A 7,097-nucleotide genomic window follows, 5' to 3' on the forward strand; every position below is an offset into this window, starting at 1 on the left:
GGCCGGGCGGGGTCGAACTCGTCAAGGAGGCGACACCGCAGTCACTCGACGGCTGCGAACTGCTCATCGTCCTCGGCGGTGACGGCACCCTGCTGCGCGGCGCCGAGTTCGCCCGCGCCTCCGGCGTGCCGATGCTCGGCGTCAACCTCGGCAGCGTCGGCTTCCTCGCCGAGGCCGAGCGGGACGACCTGGACCGGGTGGTGGACCGGGTGGTGGCCCGCTCCTACGAGGTCGAGGAGCGCATGACCATCGACGTGGTCGTGCACCGCAACGGTGACATCGTGCACACCGACTGGGCGCTGAACGAGGCGGCCGTGCAGAAGGTGTCCGCCGAGAAGATGCTGGAAGTGGTGCTGGAGATCGACGGCCGTCCGGTCACCGCCTTCGGCTGCGACGGCATCGTGCTCTCCACCCCCACCGGCTCCACCGCCTACGCCTTCTCCGCCGGCGGACCGGTGGTGTGGCCCGAGGTGGAGGCACTGCTCATGGTGCCGATCAGCGCGCACGCCCTGTTCGCGAAGCCGCTGGTCACCTCGCCCGACTCGGTCCTCGCCGTCGAGGTGCTCCCGCACGTCCCGCCGGGCGTGCTGTGGTGCGACGGCCGCCGCACCATCGAGCTGCCGCCCGGCGCGCGGGTCGAGGTCCGGCGCGGTGCGGTGCCGGTCCGGCTCGCCCGGCTGCACCACGCCTCCTTCACCGACCGGCTGGTGGCGAAGTTCGCCCTGCCGACCACCGGCTGGCGCGGCGCCCGGGACCACTCCTCGGAGTGACAGCGGCGGCCCGTGTGCGCGGCGCGCCCCGGACCTCGTAAGGTCTGTTCCGTGTTGGAGGAGATGCGGATACGGTCGCTCGGGGTCATCGACGACGCCGTGGTCGAGCTGTCGCCGGGGTTCACCGCGGTCACCGGTGAGACGGGCGCGGGCAAGACCATGGTGGTCACCAGCCTGGGCCTGCTGCTCGGCGGACGCGCCGACCCGGCGCTCGTACGGATCGGTGCGGGCAAGGCGGTGGTGGAGGGGCGGATCGCCCTGGCCGCCGGCGCCTCCGCCGTCGTACGCGCCGAGGAGGCGGGGGCCGAGCTGGACGACGGCGCCCTGTTGATCAGCCGTACCGTCTCCGCCGAGGGCCGCTCCCGCGCGCATCTCGGCGGGCGCAGCGTGCCCGTGGGGCTGCTCGCCGAGCTGGCCGACGAACTGGTGGCCGTGCACGGCCAGACCGACCAGCAGGGCCTGCTCAAGCTGTCCCGGCAGCGGCAGGCACTGGACCGGTACGCGGGCGAGGCCGTCTCCGGCCCGCTGGCCGCGTACACCGAGGCGTACCGGCGGCTGCGGACCGTCGCCGCCGAGCTGGACGAGATCGTCACCCGTGCCCGCGAGCGCGCCCAGGAGGCCGACCTGCTGCGGTACGGCCTGGACGAGATCGCCGCGGTGGAACCCCGCGCGGGGGAGGACACCGAACTCGCCGAGGAGGCGGAGCGGCTCGGCCACGCCGAGGCGCTGGCCGGCGCGGCCACCGCCGCGCACGCCGCCCTGGCGGGCAACCCCGAGGACCCGGAGGGCATCGACGCCTCCACCCTGGTCGCGGGCGCCCACCGGGCGCTGGAGGCGGTCCGGGCCCACGACCCGGCGCTGGCCGCCCTGACCGACCGGATCGGGGAGATCGGCATCCTCCTCGCCGACGTCGCCGGTGAGCTGGCCGGATACGCCTCCGACCTGGACGCCGACCCGCTGCGGCTGGCCGCGGTCGAGGAGCGCCGGGCCGCGCTGACCGCGCTGACCCGCAAGTACGGCGAGGACATCGGCGCCGTGCTGGCCTGGGGCGAGCAGGGCGCCGCCCGGCTCACCGAGCTGGACGGTGACGACGAGCGGATCGGCGAACTCACCGCCGAGCGCGACGCCCTGGGCGTCGAACTGGGCGCGCTCGCCGAGACGTTGACCAAGGCCCGCACCGAGGCGGCCGAGCGGTTCGCCGCCGCCGTCACCGCCGAACTGGCCTCGCTGGCGATGCCGCACGCGCGGGTCTCCTTCGACATCCGGCAGACCGAGGACCCCGACGGCATCGAGGCCGGCGGCCGTACGGTCGCCTACGGGCCCACCGGGGTCGACGAGGTCGAGCTGCTGCTCGCCCCGCACCCCGGCGCCCCGCCCCGGCCCATCGCCAAGGGCGCCTCCGGCGGTGAGCTGTCCCGTGTGATGCTCGCCGTGGAGGTGGTGTTCGCGGGCACCGACCCGGTGCCGACGTACCTGTTCGACGAGGTGGACGCCGGCGTCGGCGGCAAGGCGGCCGTGGAGATCGGGCGGCGGCTGGCGAAGCTCGCCCGGACCGCGCAGGTCGTCGTGGTCACCCACCTTCCGCAGGTCGCCGCGTTCGCCGACCGGCAGCTGCTGGTGGAGAAGACCAACGACGGTTCGGTCACCCGGTCCGGTGTCAAGGTCCTGGAGGGCGAGGACCGCGTCCGCGAGCTGTCCCGCATGCTGGCCGGCCAGGAGGACTCCGAGGCCGCCCGCGCCCACGCCGAGGAACTCCTCGCCACCGCCCGCGCGGAGGACTAGGGGATGGCGCGTGCCGCCGCCCTGCTGGCCTCGGCGCTGCTCACCCGAGGTCTGACCGCGGTGCTCCGGCACCGAGCGCCGGGCGGCCGGGACCGCTGGGAACGGAAGAACCACGCGGGCCGCACCGTCGAGCTGTACGCCGGGGCGGCGAGCGCCGCCGCCACCGCGCTCGCCGCCGCCCGCGTCCACCCGGCCGCCGGGCTCGCCGTGCTGGCCGCCGGAGCCTGCGGCGCCTACGACGACATCGCGGGCGCCGACGACCCCCGCCGGGGCTTCGGCGCCCACTTCGGCGCCCTGCGTACCGGCGAAGTCACCTCCGGCGCGGTCAAGCTGTTCGGCATCTCCGCCGCCGCGCTCGCCGCCGGGACCCTGCTGAAGGAGCGGCCGCTGGACCGGCTGCTCGCGGGCGTCGTCATCGCGGGCGCCGCGCACACCGCCAACCTGCTGGACGTGCGCCCCGGCCGCGCGGCGGGCGCCGTGCTCGCGCTCGCGGCGCCGAGGCTCGCCCGGAGCGGGACGGGCGGCGCGCTGGCGGCCGTCACGGCGGGCGGGGCCGTCGCCGTGCTCCCCGAGGACCTGGGGGAGCGGGCCATGCTCGGCGACACCGGCGCGCACGCCCTGGGCGCGGCGCTCGGCACCGCCGTCGTTTCGGCGGGCGGGCGCGCGGGCCTGCTCGTGCACGCCGTCGCCGTGGTCGCCGCCACCGTGCGCGGGGACCGGGTGTCCGCCTGGGCGCGGGCGCTGTGAGCCGCTGACCTCGCGGTACGTACGCCGGCCGGCTCCGCCGGGCCGACGGCCGCTCTCACTCGTACGGGTGAGATGCGCCGGCGCATTGCCACCGTGCCCCGCCCGCGGGCTCCGGCGGGATTTCCCGGAACGGCCGTACGTACTGGCATGCTTGACGGTGTGCCGCCTCCGGGCGGGGGCCCGCGCGGCCCGTCGTGCCCCGCTTCCGGCGTTTCGCCGTTCGCTACCTTCTGTACGTCCTCGTGACCTCTCCGTACCTCCCCGACCGACCCCGCCCCGACCCAGGAGTCCCGGCCTCAGTGACCCCCGTGAGCAGCAACGCCCCGCACGGCCAGTCCTCGCTGCGCACCGTGCAGGTGCTCGGCGGCGGCAACGCCGGGAGCAGCGCCCATGTGCGCTCCCTGGCCCAGGGGCTCGTCGCGCGGGGCGTCCGGGTCACCGTCTGCGCCCCGGCGGAGGCCGACCACGCCTACGACTTCCGGGGCACCGGCGCCGACCATGTTCCGGTGCCCCGCAGCAGCGACCCGGCGGCCGTGGGCCGGCTCCGGGCGGCCTGCGCGGACGCCGACCTGGTGCACGCGCACGGGCTGCACGCCTCCTTCCGGGCCGCGCTGGCGCTCGGCGGGCGGGCGACCCCGCTGGTCGTCACCTGGCACGACCGGGCGCACGCCGAGGGCGCGCGGGCACATCTGCTGCGGCTGCTGGAACGGCGCGTGGCCCGGACGGCCGCCGTGGTCCTCGGCACCAGCTCCGCCCTGGTCGACCGGGCCCGCCGCACCGGCGCGCGGGACGCCCGGCTCGGGGCGATGGCCCTGCCCGGCCGCCCCCGGCCCGCCGCAGCGGGGGACCCGGACCGCCCCTCGGCCAAGCTCCGCGCCGAACTCGGCGCCACCGACCGCCCGTTGCTCCTCGCCGTCGGCTCCCTCGACCGTCACCGCGGCTACCACGTGCTGCTGGACGCCGCCCGCCGCTGGAGCGGCCTCGATCCGCAGCCGCTCACCCTGATCGCGGGCGAGGGGCCGCTCCGCGCCGAGCTGCACCAGCGCATCGCCGACGAGGAGTTGCCCGTACGGCTGCTCGGTGTCCGCGACGACGTGCCCGGCCTGCTCGCCGCCGCCGACCTCGCCCTGCTCACCAGCCGCTGGGAGTCCCGCCCCCTCTTCGCCCAGGAGGCCCTGCACGCCCGCGTCCCCCTGGTCGCCACCGCCGTCGGCGGCGTCCCGGACCTCGTCGGCGACGCCGCCGCCCTCGTCCCCTACGGTGACTCCCGCGCCCTCGCCGACACCGTCACCGCCCTCCTCGCCGACCCCGGCCGGCGCGAGCGGCTCGTCGAACGCGGCATCCGCCAGGCGGACGGCTGGCCGACCGAGGACGACACGATCGCCCAAGTTCTCAGCATCTACGACGAGTTGACCCAGCCGATGGCGCTCCTCTAGGGCGTGTCCGCAAAGTAGCGCCGTCTGCCCGAAGAGCCAGGCGGGACTTTGCGGACACGCCCTAGTCCACGTGCCGCCTCGCCCGCAGGGCCAGGCTCAACGCCAGGACCGTGTGCGGGTCGTCGAGGTCGGTGTTCAGCAACTCGCCCATGCGGGCGAGGCGGTTGTAGAGCGTCTGGCGGTTGAGGTGGAGTTCGCGGGCGGTCTCCGCCTTGCGGCCCGCGTGGGCGAGGTAGGTCTCCAGGGTGGGGAGCAGCGGGGGCTTGGCGCTCCGGTCGTGCTCGCGCAGCGGGCCGAGGGCGCGGTCCACGAAGGCCGCCAGGTCAGGGTGGTCCCGCAGCCGCCACAGCAGCAGGTCGATGTCGAGGCGGCGGGCGTCGTACCAGGGCTGGTCCGTGAGGCCCTGTGCGGCGGTCGCCGTCTCCACCGCGTGCCGCAGCCCCGCCGAGGCCGCCGCCCTCTTCCACCGCATCGGGCCGCACGCCACCCGCGCCCCCTGGTCCTACACCGGCCAGGACCCCTGGGCCGCCTTCCACCAGGCCCGCGCCCATGCCCTGGCCACCGGCTGACCCCCCGAAACACTGGCCCCACGGCCCGCACCCGTGCTCGAATGACGACGTGACCCCCGACCCGGACCGGCACGCCCCCGACCCCGCCGAAGATCCCGACGCGCACGGCAGGCCCATCGGCCGCCGCCTCTTCCTCGGCACCCTCGGCCTGGGCGCGCTCGGCGTCGCCACCGCGCCCTGGCTGCAACGCGGCGCGGAGAGCGCGCTCGGCGCCCTCTCCGGCCAGGACCCCACCGGCCTGAGCGGCCTGCTCCCCAACGGCGGCGGCTTCCGGTACTACTCCGTCGCCGCCTCCGTCCCGCCCAAGGGCCCCGCCGACTACAGGCTCACCGTCGACGGCCTGGTGGACCACCCCCGCGCCTACACCCTCGCCGACCTGCGCGCCCTGCCCCGCACCCGGCTGACCAGGGACGTCCAGTGCGTCACCGGCTGGCGCGTGCCGGGCACCCCCTTCGAGGGCGTCCGCCTGAGCACCCTGCTGGACGCGGCCGGCGTCCGCCCCACCGCCCGGGCCATCCGCTTCACCTGCTTCGACGGCACCTACACCGAGAGCCTCACCCTCGACCAGGCCCGCCGCCCCGACGTCCTGGTGGCGCTGCGCATGCAGGGCAAGGACATCGGCCACGACCACGGCGGCCCCGTCCGCCTCTATGTCGCCCCGATGTACTTCTACAAGTCGGCCAAATGGCTTTCCGGCATCACCGTCAGCGACCACGTCGAGCCCGGCTACTGGGAGAGACTCGGCTACGACGTCGACGCCTGGGTCGGCCGCTCGAACGGACGGACCGATGACCCTACGAGCTGACACCCCGGCGCCCGCCGACGCCCGCGTCCACCGCTTCACCCCCGCCGAACGCTGGGTCCACCGCACGAGCGCCGCCCTCATGGCCGTCTGCGTGGCCACGGCCGCCTGCCTCTACGTGCCGCAGCTCGCCGTGCTGGTCGGCCGCCGCGAACTCGTCGTACGCGTCCACGAATGGGCCGGGCTCGCGCTGCCGGTGCCGGTGCTGCTGGGCCTGGTCTCGCGGGCGTTCCGCGCCGACCTGGGCGCGCTCAACCGGTTCGGCCCGCACGACAGGCGCTGGCTGCGCGCCGCCCTGCGCCGGGACCGGCGGTACGCGGAGCGCCCCGCGGGCAAGTTCAACGCGGGGCAGAAGGTCTACACGGCCTGGATCGCCGGAGCCGTCCTGGTGATGCTCGGCACCGGCCTGATGATGTGGTTCACCCACCTCACCCCGCTGCTGTGGCGCACCTCGGCCACCTTCGTGCACGACTGGCTGGCCCTCACCGTCGGCGTGGTGCTCGCGGGACACATCGGCAAGGCCCTCGGGGACCCGGAGGCACGGCGGGGACTGCGCACCGGCACCGTGAGCCGGGAGTGGGCGGAGCGGGAACACCCGCTCTGGCGCCCGTGAACTCGTGCTCTCAGAGCACGCTCGTCATGCCGCCGTCGACGTAGAGCACCTGGCCGGTGACGAAGTCGGCGGCGGGAGAGACCAGGAACAGCAGCCCGCCGACCAGGTCCTCGGTACGCCCCCAGCGCCCGGCCGGGGTCCGCCCCCGCACCCACGCGCTGAACTCGGCGTCCTCGACCAGCGGCCGGGTCAGCTCGGTCTCGATGTAACCGGGCCCCAGCCCGTTGACCTGCACGCCCCGCGGACCCCAGTCCGCGCACATGCCCTTGGTGAGCATCTTCAGCGCGCCCTTGGTCGCCGCGTACGGCGCGATGCCGGGGCGGACCACCTCGCTCTGCAGCGAGCACACGTTCACGATCTTGCCGTGCCCGCGCCCGG

General features: G+C 75.8%; 8 protein-coding genes and 1 pseudogene. 7 read left to right on the plus strand and 2 right to left on the minus strand.

Annotated features, from left to right (window positions below; all coding sequences use genetic code 11):
* The 4 genes from CCN33_RS23955 to CCN33_RS23970 all read left to right on the plus strand — a co-directional run.
* A partial coding sequence (locus CCN33_RS23955) for an NAD kinase (RefSeq protein WP_086695573.1) occupies nucleotides 1-770 on the plus strand: 770 nt, incomplete at its 5' end.
* Between the two features lie 63 nt (nucleotides 771-833).
* A complete protein-coding gene (gene recN / locus CCN33_RS23960; RefSeq protein WP_086695574.1) occupies nucleotides 834-2,552 on the plus strand; it encodes a DNA repair protein RecN in 1,719 nt (572 codons plus the stop codon).
* Between the two features lie 3 nt (nucleotides 2,553-2,555).
* The gene (locus tag CCN33_RS23965) at nucleotides 2,556-3,299 is read left to right on the plus strand and encodes a hypothetical protein (RefSeq protein WP_086695575.1); all 744 of its coding nucleotides are present in this window, start codon (nucleotides 2,556-2,558) and stop codon (nucleotides 3,297-3,299) included.
* Nucleotides 3,300-3,598: 299 nt separating this feature from the next.
* The gene (locus CCN33_RS23970; RefSeq protein ID WP_086695576.1) at nucleotides 3,599-4,735 is read left to right on the plus strand and encodes a glycosyltransferase family 4 protein; all 1,137 of its coding nucleotides are present in this window, start codon (nucleotides 3,599-3,601) and stop codon (nucleotides 4,733-4,735) included.
* A gap of 61 nt (nucleotides 4,736-4,796) precedes the next feature.
* Here the strand turns inward: CCN33_RS23970 and CCN33_RS23975 are convergent.
* Nucleotides 4,797-5,192, minus strand: a pseudogene (locus tag CCN33_RS23975) (PucR family transcriptional regulator); the annotation flags it as partial.
* Between CCN33_RS23975 and CCN33_RS32210 the strand changes: the two are divergent.
* From CCN33_RS32210 to CCN33_RS23985, 3 genes are read left to right on the plus strand one after another with little or no spacing between them, the layout of a single operon-like run.
* A complete protein-coding gene (locus CCN33_RS32210) occupies nucleotides 5,131-5,304 on the plus strand; it encodes a hypothetical protein (RefSeq protein WP_167387928.1) in 174 nt (57 codons plus the stop codon). The pseudogene CCN33_RS23975 and the gene CCN33_RS32210 overlap by 62 nt on opposite strands.
* 49 nt (nucleotides 5,305-5,353) lie before the next feature.
* Nucleotides 5,354-6,109, plus strand: coding sequence for a molybdopterin-dependent oxidoreductase (locus CCN33_RS23980; RefSeq protein ID WP_244173921.1), 756 nt, complete (start codon nucleotides 5,354-5,356; stop codon nucleotides 6,107-6,109).
* Nucleotides 6,093-6,719: a cytochrome b/b6 domain-containing protein gene (locus CCN33_RS23985; protein WP_086695578.1), complete on the plus strand. Its 627-nt coding sequence runs from the start codon at nucleotides 6,093-6,095 to the stop codon at nucleotides 6,717-6,719. The genes CCN33_RS23980 and CCN33_RS23985 overlap by 17 nt, the downstream gene beginning before the upstream one ends.
* A 10-nt stretch (nucleotides 6,720-6,729) precedes the next feature.
* On the opposite strand, the gene CCN33_RS23990 is transcribed toward CCN33_RS23985, so the two are convergent.
* A partial coding sequence (locus CCN33_RS23990) for an SDR family oxidoreductase (RefSeq protein WP_140394644.1) occupies nucleotides 6,730-7,097 on the minus strand: 368 nt, incomplete at its 5' end.

Source organism: Streptomyces recifensis (genome assembly GCF_002154615.1).
Classification (GTDB): domain Bacteria; phylum Actinomycetota; class Actinomycetes; order Streptomycetales; family Streptomycetaceae; genus Streptomyces; species Streptomyces griseoluteus.

What these genes read in the sequence shown, in the direction of transcription:
- CCN33_RS23965 (WP_086695575.1), top strand. Translation starts at nt 2,556, where the DNA reads ATGGCGCGTGCCGCCGCCCTGCTGGCCTCGGCGCTGCTCACCCGAGGT.
- CCN33_RS23985 (WP_086695578.1), top strand. Translation starts at nt 6,093, where the DNA reads ATGACCCTACGAGCTGACACCCCGGCGCCCGCCGACGCCCGCGTCCAC.
- recN (WP_086695574.1), top strand. Translation starts at nt 834, where the DNA reads ATGCGGATACGGTCGCTCGGGGTCATCGACGACGCCGTGGTCGAGCTG.